Here is a 16,177-nt window from a genome sequence, read left to right on the forward strand (position 1 = left end):
GCCCGCACCTCGGCACCACGGGGAACGTGGAGGTCACGTGGAACGTACGCTTCTCCCCATGCGAAACCGCCCGATCCCCGGCAGTTCCGGACGCGTTCGTGCCATGAGCCTGTTCGGCGCCCCGGTGCTCCACAGCCCGTGCGACGACGTCACCGATTTCGGCCCGTCGCTCGCCCGGCTGGTGGAGGACCTCTTCGCCACCATGTACGCCGCGAACGGCGTCGGGCTCGCCGCGAACCAGATCGGCGTCCCGCTCAAGGTGTTCGTATACGACTGCCCGGACGACGACGAGGTCCGGCACCTCGGCCATCTCGTCAATCCGGTACTCGTCGAGGCCGACGGCATCACCGTACGCGGACCGGAGGGCTGTCTCTCGCTTCCGGGGCTCGAGGCGGGCACCCCGCGCTTCGACCACGCGGTGGTCGAGGGCAGGACGGTGACGGGCGAGCCGGTGCGGGTCACCGGCACCGGATGGTTCGCCCGCTGTCTCCAGCACGAGTGCGACCACCTCGACGGCCGGATCTACACGGACCGGCTGACCGGCCTGCGCCGCGCCAGGGCACTGCGCGCGGCGCGCCGGGCGCCGTGGGGGCGGGGGGACACCGCCTGAACGGCGGTCCGGCGCGAGACGTCTCAGAAACCCTGGCCGCCCGGCCGGTCGCCCGCCTCGGCCAGCCTGCCCCAGAGCAGGTCGGCGAGGCTGCGTACCAGCTGCTCGCGCGAGCACGGACGGTCACCCAGCCACCAGTCGCCCGCCGCGTGCATCATGCCGACGATGCCGTGTCCCCAGATGCGAGCCATCTGTTCGCTGTCCGGGCCGAGGTCGACCCGTTCCACGATCACCTTGCCCAGCTCCTCGCCCAGGCGGCGCAGCAGCGGGGCGGAGTGCCGGCCGACGTCGAAACCCTGCTCCGGTGAGGGGGCGGCGTCGTCGGAGGGGTGCATCAGGAAGCGGTAGACCTGCGGGCGTGCCTCGATCGCCGCGAGGTAGGTGTCCAGCGTCGCCTCGACCCGCTCGCGCCTCCCGGAGGGTGCGTCGAGGGCGGCCCGCAGGGCGCTGAGCAGGGCGTCGGTGTGTCGTTTGGCGAGCGCACGGTAGAGGCCGCCCTTGTCGCCGAAGTGCCGGTAGAGGATGGGCTTGGTGATCCCGGCCTCCGCGGCGATCGCGTTCATCGAGGCCTGCGGGCCGTCCCTGAGCACCACCCGGTCCGCGGCTTCGAGCAGCTCACGGCGGCGGCGTTCCGCCGCGGTCCGCTGCCGTTCGGCCCCTCTTGTGGTCTCCATGTCGTTTCTCCCGCCCCACCCAGCTGTCCTGCGATCTCGTCACGCCCGGGCAACGTAACACCCAGCTCCGTCGGGCGCGGATCCGTCGCTGACCGGTTGACAGAAGCTACTTGCTGGTAACAGACTGTTGTTACCGCTAGTAACGGGTTTTCCGGAAGTGCATGGAGGGAACCATGGCCGAGTTCACGCTCGAGCTCAACGACGACCAGAAGCAGGTCCGTGACTGGCTGCACGGATTCGCCGCCGAGGTGATCAGGCCGGCAGCTTCGGAGTGGGACGAGCGTGAGGAAACGCCCTGGCCCGTCATCCAGGAGGCGGCCAAGGTCGGCATCTACTCCCTCGACTTCTACGCCCAGCAGTTCTTCGACCCTACGGGTCTGGGCATCCCCATGGCCATGGAGGAGCTCTTCTGGGGCGACGCCGGCATCGCCCTGTCGATCGTCGGTACGGGCCTGGCGGCCGTCGGCGTGCTCGCCAACGGCACCGAGGAGCAGATCGGCACCTGGATCCCCCAGATGTACGGTGACGCCGACGACGTGAAGGTCGCCGCCTTCTGCTCGTCGGAGCCGGACGCCGGCTCCGACGTGGGCTCGATGCGCACCCGCGCGGTGTACGACGAGGCGAAGGACGAGTGGGTGCTCAACGGCACCAAGACCTGGGCGACCAACGGCGGTATCGCCAACGTCCACGTCGTCGTCGCCGTCGTCGACCCGGAGCTGGGCTCGAAGGGGCACGCCTCCTTCATCGTCCCGCCGGCGACCCCCGGACTCTCGCAGGGCCAGAAGTTCAAGAAGCACGGCATCCGCGCCTCGCACACGGCCGAGGTCGTCCTCGAGGACGTCCGCGTCCCGGGCCACTGCCTGCTCGGTGGCAAGGAGAAGCTCGACGAGCGCCTCGCCCGTGCCCGCGAGCGTGCCAGGAGCGGCGGCGAGCGCGTCAAGAACGCGGCGATGGCCACCTTCGAGGCATCGCGCCCCGCCGTCGGGGCCATGGCGGTCGGTACCGCCCGCGCCGCCTACGAGGTCGCCCTCGACTACGCGAAGACCCGGACCCAGTTCGGCCGCCCGATCATCGACAACCAGGGCATCGCCTTCCAGCTGGCCGACATGCGGACGCAGATCGACGCCGCCCGGCTGCTCGTCTGGCGCGCCTCGTGGATGGCCAGCGCCGGCAAGCCGTTCACCGCGGCGGAGGGGTCGATGTCCAAGCTGTACGCCAGCGAGACGGCGAAGAAGGTCACCGCCCAGGCCGTCCAGATCCTCGGCGGGAACGGCTTCACCCGTGAGTACCCGGTCGAGCGCATGCACCGGGACGCGGCGATCTACACCATCTTCGAGGGCACGAGCGAGATCCAGCGTCTGGTGATCGCCCGCACCCTGTCGGGGATGCCGATCCGCTGACCGTGCCGCGGGGCCGGACCGTAGGCCGGTCCGGCCCCGCGCGCCGTCCGTCCTGCTACCGGGGCAGGCTGGCCTCGATCAGCGCGACGACCTCGGGGGCCTCCGGCTCGGTGCGGGGGCGGATCCGGGCTACCGGCTCGCCAGCGGGGGAGATCAGGAACTTCTCGAAGTTCCACTGGACGTCACCGGCCGCGCCCTCGGAGTCCTCCAGCTTCGTCAGCTCCGCGTACAGCGGGTGCCGGTCCTCGCCGTTGACGTCGGCCTTCTCCAGGAGCGGGAAGCTGACCCCGTACGTCGTGGAGCAGAAGGTCTGGATCTCCTCGGCCGTCCCCGGCTCCTGGCCCGCGAACTGGTTGCAGGGCACTCCGAGTACGGTGAACCCGCGGTCCCCGTACTCCTTCTGGAGCCGCTCCAGGCCGGCGTACTGCGGGGTGAGCCCGCACTTGGACGCGACGTTCACCAGCAGGACCGCCGAACCCTCGTAGGCACCCAGCGAGGTCGCTTCGCCGGTGAGCGTGCGGAGCGGGATGTCGTGCAGCGTCATGGGGAACTCTCCTCGGTAGCGTGGCGTCGCTCCCATTGTGACGGCCCCTCGGGGGCGACGTCTCAGGGGGTGAGTGCCCGGTAGTAGAGGGTCGTCGCCCTGAGCGTGCCGTACGGGTCCGCCGCGTAGTCCGGGACGGAGCCGCACGAGGTCCAGCCCGCCGAGCGGTACAGCCTCTCGGCGTCGCTCCCCGTCTCGGTGTCCAGGACCAGCAGCGTGAGCCCCTCGGCGGCCGCGAACTCCTCGACCGCCGTGAGCAGCGCACGGCCGACCCCCCTGCCGCGCGCCGACGGCCTGACCACGAGTTTGGCGACCTCCGCGCGGTGGCGGGCGTTGGGCAGGGCCGTCCTCACCAGGGTGATCGTGCCCGCCACCCGTTCGTCGTCACGGGCGATCCAGATCTGCTGGCTCCCCGCCTCGACCGTGGAGGCCCGTCCCCGCCACCAGTCGGCGGCGGAGGCCCGGTCCAGCGGGGCGAGGAATCCGACGGAGGCCCCGCCCTCCACGGCCTCGATCAGCAGGGCGGCGAGCTCATCGGCGTACGTGACCAGTCCGGGGCCGGACATGGGGACGATCTCGGTCATGGAACGGGGTCCTTTCACATTTACGGCAGGACGATCATCACTGCGTAGCGGACCCGCAGCGGGCCCGGGCAGTGGAAGTGGGAGGGGCCGTGCAGCCGGAAGCGCAGGCAGTCGCCCTCGCGCACGGTGTGCACGGTCCCGTCGACGGTGATCTCGACCGCGCCTTCGAGCACCCAGATGTGCTGTTCCACGCCGGGCACGGGCGCGTCCTCGTACGCGATGTCGGCGCCGGCGTCGAGCGTGCCCTCGATGACCTCGGCGCGCAGCCCGGCGTGCGGCGGTGACACGGAGCGGCGCACGAAACCCGCCCGGTCGTCCCGCCAGACGGGCTGCCGGTCGGCGGGGACCAGCTGCGGGGGTTCCGTCTCCACCTCCCTCAGCAGCCGGGACATCGTCCGCCCGTACGCCGTGCAGAGCTGCCCGAGCACGGCGGTGGTGGGGCTCAGCTCGCCGCGCTCCAGCCTGGAGAGGGTGGAGCGGCTCACTCCGGTCCGGCGGGAGAGTTCGTCCAGCGACCAGCCGCGCTCGGTGCGGAGTGAGCCCAGACGTGCCGCCAGACGGCCGTCGACCGTGTTCGGCACTCCTTCGTCTCTCATATCCGGGATTCTATCCCTTATCAGGGATGGCCGTCAAGGCCTTCCGCGTGCCGTCCGGGTGATGGCGTGTCAGGCTGATGTGCGACATATGAGCCGTATTGCGGCTTGTATTGCACTGTGATTGAGGAGGCCGACATGGCTGGCAGCACGAGTGGGATGCGGACGGACCCGGACCCGAGTCGCGACTCCGCCGGAGCGGGCAGGGCGGCTCCGTCCGGGTGGACCGTCTTCGCGGGCGTGATGATGATCTTCGGCGGCGCCATGGCGGTCTTCGAGGGGATCGCCGCCATCGCCAAGGACGACCTGTTCGTCTCGACCCGCAACTACGTCTTCCAGTTCAGCCTGACCGGCTGGGGCTGGGTGCACCTCATCCTGGGGATCGTCGTCGTGGTCGCCGGCTGTGCCGTGTTCAGCGGGGCGCTCTGGGCGCGCGGCGTCGGAGTCGTGCTCGCCGGACTCCTCGCCCTGGCCAACTTCCTCTGGCTCCCGTACTACCCCTTCTGGTCGATCGTCCTCATCGCGATCAACGTCTTCGTCATCTGGGCGCTGTGCTCGGGTCCGCAGAAGGGCGCTCGAGTCTGAGCACGAGGACGTAGGACACGACCACGGAGACGATCACGAGCGGCATGACGGTGATGCCCTCCGATCCCAGCAGCAGCGTGGCCAGCAGGACCGAGGTCATCGGCAGCCTGAGCATCGCCACACACATGGCGCCGATGCCCATCGCGAAACCCGAGGTCGCGTTCAGGCCGGGCAGGTGCGACAGCACCAGCCCGGCCGCCGCTCCGAGGAACATGGCCGGGAAGATCGGCCCGCCCCTGAAGGCGCTCAGGGACGCGGAGTACGCGAGCGCCTTGCACAGGATCAGCACGAGGAGCGTGGCGACGGTGTACGTCGCGTCCTGGGCGAGCAGGCCGCCCAGGTCGTCCTGACCCGAGTACAGCACCTCGGAGGCGTCCCTCCCCGTGCTCTCGGCGTAGAGGAGCGCGAGGACGCCGACGGCCAGGCCCATCACCACCGTCGTGATCACACGCCGCTGCTCGACACGTCCCTGCAGCAAGAGCGACAGCTTCTTGATGCCGGTACCCGCGAGGGCCGCGGCCGCTCCCAGGGCGACGGCCCAGCCGAACTCGGCGAACGTGGGCTGGGGGGTGTGCGGCACGTGGGGGAGGGTCAGGGAGTACGTCCCCAGCCCGGTCCACGATCCCAGGCCGACGAAGATGAGCGAGCCGATCCCCGAGGCGAGCAGCCCCGGCACGAGGACGAGACCGAGCATCATCCCGGCGAGTCCTGACGCCTCCATCAGGAGGAAGGCGCCGAGGAGCGGTGATCCCAGCAGGGCGCTCACGGCGGCGAAGCTGCCCGCGGCGGCCACCATGGCGCCCGCGCTCGGCGCGATGCCCGGCTTCAGCAGCCGTGCCGCGTACACCGCCAGTCCGCCGCCCAGGGCGATGAGAGGGGCCTCGGGGCCGAGGACCACGCCGAGCCCGAGGGAGGCCAGGGCGGCGAGCGCGACCCCGGGAAGCTCCGCGGCCGTCGGTGCGCCGCCGGTCGAGAGTCCCTCGGCGGGCCTGTGTCCGCCCGTTCCGGGGAGGTGGCGGATGGTCAGGCCGGTCAGCACTCCCGCCACGGCCAGCAGCGGTACCGGCCACCAGGAGGGGGTGCCGTGGAAGCCCAGCGCACGGGGAAGGTCCTCGTAGGTCAGGGACTGGATCTCGTGGACGAGCGCCAGGAAGCCGAACGCCGCGGCGGAGATGGGGACTCCGAGGGCCGCGACCATGATCAGGAGCACCGTGTACTCCCGGGTCCGGATCACCTTGAGCGGATCCGGTGACTCCGTGCCGGATGCCCCGACCGGTTCGGCCGACATGGTCATGGTCTCCTCGGTGTCGGGTCCCGGCCGGGTCGAACCGCCCCGCCGGGGTCCTCACGGTGATACCACGATGTCCGTGTTCGTCTGCGATGTACCCGCTGTCGAGGAGTGGTGAATCGGCGGCGGCGTCAGCCGTGGTCCTCCTCGGCCGCCGGCAGCCGGCCCGCGGCCACCGCGTCGAGCAGCGCCCGGTGGTCCCGCTCGTTCTGGTCGGCGTACAGCTCGGCGAACGTCTCCAGCGCCCGGTCGAACACATCGCTCCGGCCCAGGTAGGCCGCGATGGCGATGCGGTCGCCGGACCGGGCGTGCGCGCGGGCCAGGGTCGAACCGCACAACTCCCCGAAGGCGCCCATGCCCCGCGGCACCATCAGTTCCGGTTCGACGACGCCCTTCCAGTCGCGCAACTGACGCACATAGAAGTCCCGGCGCTTCCCGTCGAAGCCGTCCACCCGCTCCCAGCCCAGGAAGATGTCGCCCGCCGCCTGCATCAGGCGCTGGCCGGCCACCACCCGGCGGCCCTGGTTCCGGTAGGTGCTCGCCCCCGCGTGCGGAGCCAGTACCGAGGTGTCCGCCTCCTTGGCCTGGAGGAAGAGGGGGTCCTCGCCGTCCCTGCCCAGCAGGAGGATGATCCAGCAGCGCGTCCCGACACTTCCCACGCCGACGACCTTGCGGGCCATGTCCACGGGCCGGAAGTCGGCGAGCAGGGCCCTGCGGTCCGTGGGGAGACTGCGGCCGTAGCGCTCCAGGAGTCCCCGCAACCGCCCTTCGGTCACCAGTCGTTCGGCGTCGGGCAGCAGATCCGAGAGCGGCACGACCAAGGGAGGGTCGGCGGCGATCCTGAGCCGGCCGCCGGACACCTCGGTCAGTTTGCCGAACGCCTGGAGGCTGTCCCTGGTGCGGGCCTTCGCCGTCGCCCTGGCCACCCGCCTGCGGCCCCGCGCGGCGAGCCTGTCGGTGGCCACGGTCCTGAGACGGTCCACGTCGGTTTTCGTGTACCAGACATCGAGATTGCGCATCTCTGCGAACCGGATCATCGACTCCCGGTAGGACCGCACGGTCGCGCGGACGATGCGGGCCCGCTCCTTCCTGGTGAAGCCGTTGGCGCGCCCCGCGATGACGAGGCTGGCGGCCAGCCGCTTGAGGTCCCACTCCCAGGGGCCCGGCAGGGTCTCGTCGAAGTCGTTGATGTCGAACAGCAGATTGCGCTCGGGCGAGGCGAGCAGCCTGAAGTTCATGAGATGGGCGTCCCCGCACAGCTGGGCCCGGATCCCGGAGTCCGGTGTCCCCGCCAGGTCGGAGGCCATGATCGCCGCTGCTCCGCGGTAGAAGCGGAACGGTGATTCCGTCATGCGTCCGTACCGGATCGGGACGAGCTCCCGCAGGCGTGCCGCGGACTGGGTCTCCAGGAGGACCAAGGGGTCCGGCCGGTCCGCCGGCGGCTCGTACACCGCGTGGCCGGACCGGGGGGCCTGCTTGCGCGCCGCCTTGCCGAGCGCGGCCCGTTCCTGCGGTGTCGCGCCCGGGACGGCGCGGAGCGGCGAGATGCGTTCCTGGGGCATGACGGCCCTCCTGACTGCGTACGGGGCCTCGGGGCGCCCTGTCTCCATCATCCGGGGGCGGGCCGGTTCCGGCCGCTCGGCCGCCTCCCGGCGGTCGGGGGGCGTGCGTGCTCAGGCCTCGCCGTGCCGCGCGCGGCCGTGCTCCACGCGCCGCCAGAGGGCCCGCTGGTACCTGAGCGCGACCGCGCCCACCACGATGAGCACCGCGATGTTGACCAGGAGCTGGACGAGGGACCCCCATGCCTCGGACCAGCTGGCGAAGGCCGTGGAGACGCTGATGGCCGCGGCCGCCGGGATGGTGGTGACCGAGATGAACACCCCGAGCAGCGCGCTCGTGCGGGCTTCCGTCAGCGACACGATGCCGACGACCCCGGCCAGGCCCGCGACGGCGAAGGAGAAGAAGTTCGGGGTGTTGATCAGGTCGGAGACCGGCCGCAGCCCCCGGTCGAACGCCGCGGACTGGAAGCCGAAGCCGCGGATGAGCAGGCTGAAGAGGAAGGTGACCGCGATCGTCAGCAGAAGGCCGGTCCACAGGGCGGTCAGCCCGGTGCGGATCATGCCCCGGTCGCCCCTCTCGATACCCAGGGCGACGGCGACGATCGCCCTGTACTCGGGGCCGACGACCATCGCGCCGACGATCAGGATCTGGGAATTCGTGACGATGCCGACCGAGCCGATGAGTCCCGCGATCACCAGGTAGAGGTAGAAGCTCGGCGCGTACCTGCCCTCCGAGCGGATGCGCGCCTCCACCTGCTCCCAGACCGGCGCACCGGTCAGCTTCCCCAGTCTGCGCGCCGCCTCCAGCGAGGCGTGTCCCGAGAACGCCATGCCCACCGGCGCGATGACGAGGGACCCGCGCACGTCGACCCCCAACTCCCGCAGGCCGCGGAGGATCTCGTTCGCGGCTCCCGTCAGCACGTCGCACGAGACGGAGTCCCCGTCGGGGGTGCGCGCGGCACCGCGCAGCACGACCAGGTTCAGGACGTACGGGCTGGAGGTGAGGAGCTCCTCGACCCGCCCGGTGAGGTCCGGCGGGCTGACGGCGCGGAGCTGGATCATGTCCACGCGGCGCCTCCCCGGGGCTGGGGGAGCGGCCTGGAGGTGTTTGCCGGATAGTGGCCTTCTCGGGGAAATGCCGGAGATTGGACGGTCATGGACCGATACCCTCCCATAGCGGCACACGGTCTGGTGGGCGACCTGCAGACGGGCGCGCTGGTGTCGGCGGAGGGGGTCGTCGACTGGTTCGCCGCTCCCCGGTTCGACTCCCCGAGCATCTTCGCCGCCCTGCTGGACCACGACCGCGGGGGGTTCTTCCGGCTGTCGCCCGACGATCCGGACTGTTCCCGCAAGCAGCTCTACTACCCGGACACCGCCGTGCTCGTCACACGGTTCATGTCCCCGGACGGCGTCGGTGAGGTGCTCGACTGGATGACCCCGGTCACCTCGGGTGAGCCGACCGGCCGGCACACGCTGTTCCGGGCCGTGCGTGTCGTGCGGGGCACCGTACGGTTCTCGATGGAGTGCAGGCCCCGCTTCGACTACGGCCGCGCGTCCCACGTCCTCGAACTCCACGCGCAGGGGGCCTCCTTCCGGTCGGCGGGCGCCACCGGTCACCTGAGCGCCGGCTTCCCCGTGGAGCGCGAGGGCGACGACGTACGCGGCACCGTGACCCTCCGGTCCGGCGAGGTCGCCGCCGCCGTGTTCACCGCCTGCGGCCCCGACGAGCCCCGGCCGGCACCGCCCACCGTGGACGGCGTCACCGGACAGCTCTGGGAGACGGCCGACTTCTGGCAGCAGTGGCTGCGCACCTCCCGCTACCGCGGGCGGTGGTCGGACATGGTCAACCGCTCCGCCATCACCCTCAAGCTCCTCACCTACCACCCCACCGGGGCACCCGTCGCCGCGGCGACCACGGGACTGCCCGAGCAGGTGGGGGGCGAGCGCAACTGGGACTACCGCTACACCTGGGTGAGGGACGGAGCCCTGTCGGTACGGGCGCTGCTCGACCTCGGCTTCGTGGAGGAGGCGACCGCCTTCACCCACTGGCTCGGCGCCCGCCTCGGGGACCAGGACATCGACGGCGAGGCCCTGCAGATCATGTACCGCGTCGACGGGGAGCCCCTGCTGACGGAGGAGCTCCTCGGCCACCTGGAGGGCTACCGCGGATCGCACCCCGTGCGCCTCGGCAACGCGGCCTCGGGCCAGCTCCAGCTCGACATCTACGGAGAGGCCCTCTACGCGCTGTCCGAAGGGCGCGAGGTCGGCGTCCAGGCCGGCTACCGGGGATGGAAGAAGGTCTCCCGCGTGCTGGACTGGCTCGCCGACTCCTGGGACCGGCCGGACGAGGGCATCTGGGAGACCCGCGGCGGACGCAAGGACTTCACCTACAGCCGGGTGATGTGCTGGGCCGCCTTCGACCGGGGGCTGAGCCTCGCGTCGGCCTTCAGCAGGCCGGCCGACACCGCGCGCTGGACCCGGGCCAGGGACTCCGTCCTGGAGCAGGTCATGGAACGCGGCTGGAGCGAGCGGGAACAGGCCTACGTCCAGCACTACGGAGGCCATGTCCTGGACGCGTCGCTGCTGCTGATGCCCCGGGTGGGCTTCCTCGCACCCAAGGACCCGAGCTGGCTGTCCACGCTCGACGCGATCGACAGGACCCTCGTCTCCGACAGCCTCGTCTACCGCTACGACCCCGCCGCCTCCCCGGACGGCCTGCGCGGCTCGGAGGGCACCTTCAGCCTCTGCACGTTCCTCTACGTCGACGCCCTGGCCCGCGCCGGGCGCCTGAGACCGGCCCGGTACATGTTCGAGAAGATGCTCACCTATGCCAACCACGTCGGACTCTTCGCCGAGGAGATCGGCCCCAGCGGTGAGCAACTAGGCAACTTCCCGCAGGCGTTCACGCACCTGTCCCTCATCACCGCGGCGCGCACCCTCGACGAGGCACTGGACCGGCGGCAGGACTGACCGTCACTCCCTGGCGTCGTCCCACTCCGAGCCCAGCAGCCAGCTGTCGAAGGTGCGCACCACGGCGAGGAGCGCCGCGGCCAGCCGCCCGTCGTACCCCTGCGCGTGCACGAGCAGGGCGTCGCCCTTCGACCTGAACTCCAGCGGCGCCCTCCCGCCGGCACGCCACACGATGCGCCGGGGCCCGCGTGCCGCGTCACCGTCACCGCTGAGCAGGCTCAGCACGATGATCAGCGTCTGCAGGGGGGAGAGCAGCCACCACACGGCCCACCAGAGGATCCGCCCCTTGAAGCCCACCGCCTCCGGGCCGTGCGCCGGCGTCACCGTCCAGCGGGTCCGCAGCCCCCTGCCCCGGAACGCCTTCTCCCGCACGACCGTGCCGATGAGCTCACCGCGCGCCCCGAGCACCTGGTACGCCGACACACCGCCCCCGGCGGACACGGTCACCAGGGTGGCCAGCCGCTCCCTCCGGTGCTCGTCCGCCCACAGGACGAAGGAGCGCGTCCCGTCGCCCCGAGCCGCCCGGTAGGCGGATGTCCCGCCCGGCGGCAGCTCACGCTCGACGTACGCCGTCACGGATCCCGGCTCCGGGCCGTCCGCGCACCGCACGAGGTGGGCGACCGGAGCCGGAACTCCGCTCCCGGCGGGCGGCCCCTGGTCCCTGCGTGCGGGTTCCAACCTCAGCTCGGTGCTCAACCGCAGGTCTCCTTCGTCGTCCGCCGTACCGGCTTGAGAGGATCCGCGTGTGGAGTCCCCCGAGCCCTTCCCAGATTTTCCCGGACCGCCGGCCGAGCCGGTCAGGCCCTCCGGCCGCCGTCCGGTGCGCTGCGCACTGTGCGGACGCCCCCTCACCGGCACGGAGTCACGCCGTGCCGGACTCGGCCCCGCCTGCGATGCCAAACTGCACCCGCCGGGGCCCGACATCCGCAGCAGGCGCCACGAGGTGGACCAGGACCCGCTCCCGGGCACCTGACCCGCCGGGAGTCACGCGCCGTCGAGACGGCGGAACAGCCCCTCCTGCACCACGGACACGAGCAACTGGCCCTGGCGGTCGTAGATCCGCCCCCGGGCCAGCCCGCGGCCGCCCGTGGCGATCGGCGACTCCTGGTCGTAGAGGAACCACTCGTCGGCGCGGAACGGCCGGTGGAACCACATGGCGTGGTCCAGCGACGCCATGTCGAAGCCGCGCGGCCCCCACAGCGGCTCGACCGGGATCCGCACCGCGTCGAGCAGCGTCATGTCGCTCGCGTACGTCAGCGCACACGTGTGGACGAGCGGATCGTCGCCCAGCGGGCCCACCGCCCGCATCCACACCGCGCTCCGCGGGTCCGCGTCCTTGATCTCCTCCTGCGTCCAGCGCAGCCGGTCGACGTAGCGGATGTCGAACGGCTGGCGCCTGGCCATCCGCTCCAGCGCCTCCGGCAGACCGCCCAGGTGCTCGCGCACCTCGTCGGCGACGGTCGGAAGCTCGTCCGGATCCGGCACCACACGCGCCGGCGGCAGCTGGTGCTCGAAGCCGGCCTCCTCCGGCCGGTGGAAGGACGCCGTCAGGTTGAAGATCGTCCGTCCCTGCTGCACGGCCGTGACCCGGCGCGTGGTGAACGAACGGCCGTCCCTCACCCGCTCCACGTCGTAGACGATCGGGACGCCGGGGCGCCCGGGCCGCAGGAAGTACGCGTGCAGCGAATGCACCGGACGGTCCCCGTCCGTGGTGCGGCCGGCCGCGACCAGGGCCTGGCCCGCGACCTGCCCGCCGAAGACCCGTTGCAGGGACTCCTCGGGGCTGCGGCCGCGGAAGATGTTGACCTCGATCCGCTCCAGGTCGAGCAGATCGACCAGGCTGTCGGCGGGGTTCGTCATGCGGTTCTTCTCCACTCTTCTGCCCGGCGCGCCGTCACAGCCGGCCCACGGACGTGACCCGGACGACCGCCCGGCCCTCCTCGTCGGAGGCCGCGAGATCGACCTCCGCACGAATTCCCCAGTCGTGGTCGCCCGCCGGGTCGGCGAAGGCCTGCCAGACCCGCCACAGACCGGGCTCCTCGTCGATCTTGAGCAGCTTCGGGCCCCGGGCGTCCGGGCCCGTGCCCAAGTCCTCGTGCTCGTCCCAGTAGGCGTCCATCGCCTCGCCCCACGCGTCCTCGTCCCAGCCCGCGTCGCCGTCCAGCTCGCCCAGATCGCGGACCCGGTCCAGGGCCGCCAGCTCCACCCGCCGGAACATCGCGTTGCGCACCAGGACCCGGAAGGCGCGGGCGTTGGCCGTCACCGGCTTCACCTCGTCGGCCCGCTCCTGCGCCTGCTCGGCGGTCTCCACCTCCGGGTTGGCCAGCTGCTCCCACTCGTCCAGCAGACTGGAGTCCACCTGCCGCACCATCTCGCCCAGCCAGGCGATCAGGTCCTCCAGGTCCTCGGACTTCAGGTCGTCGGGGATGGTGTGCTCGAGCGCCTTGTACGCGCTCGCCAGATAGCGCAGGACGATGCCCTCCGTGCGGGCCAGCTCGTAGTTCGAGGTGAACTCCGTGAAGGTCATGGCCCGTTCGTACATGTCGCGGATCACCGACTTCGGCGACACCGGGTGGTCACCGACCCACGGGTGACTCGTCCGGTACACGTCGTAGGCGTGCCAGAGCAGCTCGCTGAGAGGCTTCGGATAGGTGACCTCCTGGAGCCGCTCCATCCGCTCCTCGTACTCGACGCCGTCCGCCTTCATCTGCCCGACGGCCTCGCCCCGCGCCTTGTTCTGCTGCGCGGCCAGGATCTGCCGCGGGTCGTCGAGCGTCGACTCGACGACGGACACCATGTCCAGGGCGTACGAGGGGGATTCGGCGTCCAGCAGGTCGAAGGCGGCCAGCGCGAACGTGGACAGCGGCTGGTTGAGCGCGAAGTCCTGCTGGAGATCGACGGTGAGCCGTACGATCCGGCCCTCCGCGTCGGGCGTGTCGAGCTGCTCCACCACACCGCCGTCGAGAAGCGAGCGGTAGATCGCGATGGCGCGGCGGATGTGCCGGAGCTGGGCCCTGCGCGGCTCGTGGTTGTCCTCGAGCAGATGCCGCATCGCCGTGAAGGCGTTGCCGGGGCGGGCGATCACCGAGAGCAGCATCGTGTGCGTGACACGGAAGCGCGAGGTCAGCGGCTCGGGCTCGGACTGGATCAGCTTGTCGAAGGTCGTCTCCGACCAGGCGACGAAGCCTTCGGGGGCCTTCTTGCGGACCACCTTGCGCTTCTTCTTGGGGTCGTCGCCGGCCTTCTTGACGGCCTTCTCGTTCTCGATGACGTGCTCGGGGGCCTGCGCGACGACGAAGCCCGCCGTGTCGAAGCCCGCCCGCCCGGCGCGGCCCGCGATCTGGTGGAACTCACGGGCGCGCAGCGTGCGCACCCGGGTGCCGTCGTACTTGGTGAGCGCGGTGAACAGCACCGTGCGGATCGGGACGTTGACCCCGACACCCAGGGTGTCCGTACCGCAGATCACCTTCAGCAGGCCCGCCTGGGCCAGCTTCTCGACGAGACGGCGGTACTTCGGGAGCATCCCCGCGTGGTGCACCCCGATCCCGTGCCGCACGTAACGGGAGAGGTTCTGGCCGAACTTGGTGGTGAAGCGGAAGCTGCCGATCAGGTCCGCGATCTTCTCCTTCTCCTCCTTCGTGCACATGTTGATGCTCATCAGCGACTGCGCCCGCTCGACGGCCGCGGCCTGCGTGAAGTGCACGATGTAGACGGGCGACTGCCGGGTGTCCAGCAGCTCCGTCAGCGTCTCGGTGATCGGCGTCAGCCGGTACTCGTAGCTGAGCGGGACCGGACGCGTCGCCGAGCGCACCACGGAGGTGGGGCGGCCGGTGCGGCGGGTCAGGTCCTCCTCGAACATCTTGACGTCGCCGAGCGTCGCCGACATCAGGACGAACTGGGCCTGCGGCAGTTCCAGGATCGGGATCTGCCAGGCCCAGCCGCGGTCGGCCTCGGCGTAGAAGTGGAACTCGTCCATCACGACCTGGCCGATGTCGGCGTACCTGCCGTCACGCAGCGCGATCGAGGCGAGCACCTCGGCGGTGCAGCAGATGACCGGGGCGTCGGCGTTGACCGAGGCGTCGCCGGTCAGCATGCCGACGTTCTCCGTGCCGAAGAGCTTGCACAGGTCGAAGAACTTCTCCGAGACCAGCGCCTTGATCGGCGCGGTGTAGAACGTGACCTTGTCCTGGGCCAGCGCCGTGAAGTGGGCACCCGCCGCGACCAGGCTCTTCCCGGAGCCCGTGGGAGTGGAAAGGATCACGTTCGCCCCGGAGACCACCTCGATCAGCGCCTCCTCCTGAGCCGGATAGAGGGTGATGCCCTGCGATTCGGTCCATGACGAGAAGGACTCGAAGAGGGCGTCCGGGTCGGCGGTCGGGGGGAGCTGATCGATAAGGGTCACGCCCCCATCTTGCCTGCCTCCCGCCCGGATGAGGGAACCGGCGGACGCGGCGAAGATCACGGACGATACGCTTCCCACTCAACTCGGCCGCCCGGCACAGGCCATGGCGGCCCGGCCTGTACGGACGGCCGAATCACGATGGGGGCGGAAACAGCCATGATGGGACCGGCACACTCTCTGTCAGGGGCGGCGGCCTGGCTGGGGGTGGGTGCCGCGGCGGCCGCCGCGGGCCACACGATGCCCTGGCCCGTCCTGGTCGTGGGTGCCCTGATCACCGCCGGTGCCGCCCTGGCTCCGGACCTCGACCACAAGTCGGCCACCATCTCCCGCGCCTTCGGGCCGGTCTCCAAGGCCGTCTGCGAGATCGTCGACAAGCTCTCGTACGCGGTCTACAAGGCGACGAAGGGACCCGGCGACCCCCGCAGGACCGGAGGCCACCGGACCCTCACCCACACCTGGCTCTGGGCCGTGCTGACCGGGGCGACCGCCTCCGTCGCGGCGATAACCGGCGGCAGGTGGGCCGTCCTGGCGATCCTCTTCATCCACCTCGTCCTGGCCGTCGAGGGGCTCCTGTGGCGGGCGGCCCGGGTGTCCAGCGACGTCCTCGTCTGGCTGCTCGGCGCCACCAGCGCCTGGATCCTCGCGGGGGTCCTCGACAAGCCGGGACAGGGTGCGGACTGGCTGTTCACCGAGCCCGGCCAGGAGTACCTGTGGCTCGGGCTGCCGATCGTCCTCGGGGCGCTCGTCCACTGCATCGGAGACGCGCTCACCGTCTCGGGCTGCCCGATCCTCTGGCCGATCCCGTTGGGACGCAAGCGCTGGTACCCGCTCGGCCCCCCGAAGTTCATGCGCTTCCGCGCCGGCAGCTGGGTGGAGATCAAGGTGCTGATGCCCGCCTTCATGATCCTCGGGGGAGTGGGCGCTGCGGCCGCGCTCAACGTCATCTGACAGCCGGCCGCACGCTCCGG

16 protein-coding genes are annotated in these 16,177 nt (G+C 71.1%); 6 read left to right on the forward strand and 10 right to left on the reverse strand.

Annotated features, from left to right (window positions below):
- Positions 1-58: 58 nt before the first annotated feature.
- Positions 59-610 carry a peptide deformylase gene (gene def / locus ACFC51_RS34510; RefSeq protein WP_376532689.1) on the forward strand — a complete coding sequence of 184 codons (552 nt, stop codon included), beginning with the start codon at positions 59-61 and terminating at the stop codon, positions 608-610.
- Positions 611-633: 23 nt separating this feature from the next.
- On the opposite strand, the gene ACFC51_RS34515 is transcribed toward def, so the two are convergent.
- On the reverse strand, positions 634-1,284 hold the full coding sequence (locus ACFC51_RS34515) for a TetR family transcriptional regulator (protein WP_376532691.1): 651 nt from the start codon (positions 1,282-1,284) through the stop codon (positions 634-636).
- 173 nt (positions 1,285-1,457) lie between these two features.
- On the opposite strand from ACFC51_RS34515, the gene ACFC51_RS34520 reads away from it, so the two are divergent.
- Positions 1,458-2,684 (forward strand): acyl-CoA dehydrogenase family protein, encoded by a 1,227-nt coding sequence (locus tag ACFC51_RS34520; RefSeq protein ID WP_376372107.1) that lies wholly within the window; start codon positions 1,458-1,460, stop codon positions 2,682-2,684.
- A 55-nt stretch (positions 2,685-2,739) separates the two neighbouring features.
- Here the strand turns inward: ACFC51_RS34520 and ACFC51_RS34525 are convergent, their stop codons facing one another.
- The 3 genes from ACFC51_RS34525 to ACFC51_RS34535 all read right to left on the reverse strand — a co-directional run bounded on the left by ACFC51_RS34525 (position 2,740) and on the right by ACFC51_RS34535 (position 4,408).
- Entirely contained in the window at positions 2,740-3,228 is a 489-nt protein-coding gene (locus ACFC51_RS34525; protein ID WP_376372110.1) for a glutathione peroxidase, read from the reverse strand.
- A 62-nt stretch (positions 3,229-3,290) separates the two neighbouring features.
- Positions 3,291-3,812 (reverse strand): GNAT family N-acetyltransferase, encoded by a 522-nt coding sequence (locus ACFC51_RS34530; protein WP_376532693.1) that lies wholly within the window; start codon positions 3,810-3,812, stop codon positions 3,291-3,293.
- 20 nt (positions 3,813-3,832) lie between these two features.
- The gene (locus ACFC51_RS34535) at positions 3,833-4,408 is read right to left on the reverse strand and encodes a helix-turn-helix domain-containing protein (RefSeq protein WP_376532695.1); all 576 of its coding nucleotides are present in this window, start codon (positions 4,406-4,408) and stop codon (positions 3,833-3,835) included.
- A 135-nt stretch (positions 4,409-4,543) separates the two neighbouring features.
- Between ACFC51_RS34535 and ACFC51_RS34540 the strand changes: the two genes are divergently transcribed.
- Positions 4,544-4,990, forward strand: coding sequence for a hypothetical protein (locus ACFC51_RS34540; RefSeq protein ID WP_376372118.1), 447 nt, complete (start codon positions 4,544-4,546; stop codon positions 4,988-4,990).
- On the opposite strand, the gene ACFC51_RS34545 is transcribed toward ACFC51_RS34540, so the two are convergent.
- The 3 genes from ACFC51_RS34545 to ACFC51_RS34555 form a co-directional block, all read right to left on the reverse strand.
- Positions 4,944-6,278, reverse strand: coding sequence for a chloride channel protein (locus ACFC51_RS34545; protein ID WP_376372121.1), 1,335 nt, complete (start codon positions 6,276-6,278; stop codon positions 4,944-4,946). The genes ACFC51_RS34540 and ACFC51_RS34545 overlap by 47 nt on opposite strands.
- Before the next feature lie 131 nt (positions 6,279-6,409).
- Positions 6,410-7,840, reverse strand: coding sequence for a DUF2252 domain-containing protein (locus ACFC51_RS34550; RefSeq protein WP_376372124.1), 1,431 nt, complete (start codon positions 7,838-7,840; stop codon positions 6,410-6,412).
- 111 nt (positions 7,841-7,951) lie between these two features.
- A complete protein-coding gene (locus ACFC51_RS34555) occupies positions 7,952-8,905 on the reverse strand; it encodes a DUF389 domain-containing protein (RefSeq protein ID WP_376372126.1) in 954 nt (317 codons plus the stop codon).
- An 87-nt stretch (positions 8,906-8,992) separates the two neighbouring features.
- On the opposite strand from ACFC51_RS34555, the gene ACFC51_RS34560 reads away from it, so the two are divergent.
- Positions 8,993-10,807 (forward strand): glycoside hydrolase family 15 protein, encoded by a 1,815-nt coding sequence (locus ACFC51_RS34560; RefSeq protein ID WP_376372129.1) that lies wholly within the window; start codon positions 8,993-8,995, stop codon positions 10,805-10,807.
- A gap of 3 nt (positions 10,808-10,810) precedes the next feature.
- Here ACFC51_RS34560 and ACFC51_RS34565 read toward each other — a convergent pair whose 3' ends face one another.
- Entirely contained in the window at positions 10,811-11,503 is a 693-nt protein-coding gene (locus ACFC51_RS34565) for a hypothetical protein (protein WP_376372132.1), read from the reverse strand.
- A 49-nt stretch (positions 11,504-11,552) separates the two neighbouring features.
- Here ACFC51_RS34565 and ACFC51_RS34570 point away from each other — a divergent pair, with 49 nt between their 5' ends.
- On the forward strand, positions 11,553-11,780 hold the full coding sequence (locus ACFC51_RS34570; protein WP_376372135.1) for a DUF6011 domain-containing protein: 228 nt from the start codon (positions 11,553-11,555) through the stop codon (positions 11,778-11,780).
- An 11-nt stretch (positions 11,781-11,791) separates the two neighbouring features.
- On the opposite strand, the gene ACFC51_RS34575 is transcribed toward ACFC51_RS34570, so the two are convergent.
- Positions 11,792-12,667 (reverse strand): acyl-CoA thioesterase II, encoded by an 876-nt coding sequence (locus tag ACFC51_RS34575; protein WP_053931274.1) that lies wholly within the window; start codon positions 12,665-12,667, stop codon positions 11,792-11,794.
- A 34-nt stretch (positions 12,668-12,701) separates the two neighbouring features.
- Positions 12,702-15,209, reverse strand: a complete 2,508-nt coding sequence (locus tag ACFC51_RS34580; protein ID WP_376532697.1) for a DEAD/DEAH box helicase — start codon at positions 15,207-15,209, stop codon at positions 12,702-12,704.
- Between the two features lie 156 nt (positions 15,210-15,365).
- Between ACFC51_RS34580 and ACFC51_RS34585 the strand changes: the two genes are divergently transcribed.
- Positions 15,366-16,157, forward strand: coding sequence for a metal-dependent hydrolase (locus ACFC51_RS34585; protein ID WP_376372140.1), 792 nt, complete (start codon positions 15,366-15,368; stop codon positions 16,155-16,157).
- Positions 16,158-16,177: the final 20 nt, after the last annotated feature.

Source organism: Streptomyces sp. NPDC055962, from assembly GCF_042270185.1.
Lineage (GTDB): Bacteria > Actinomycetota > Actinomycetes > Streptomycetales > Streptomycetaceae > Streptomyces.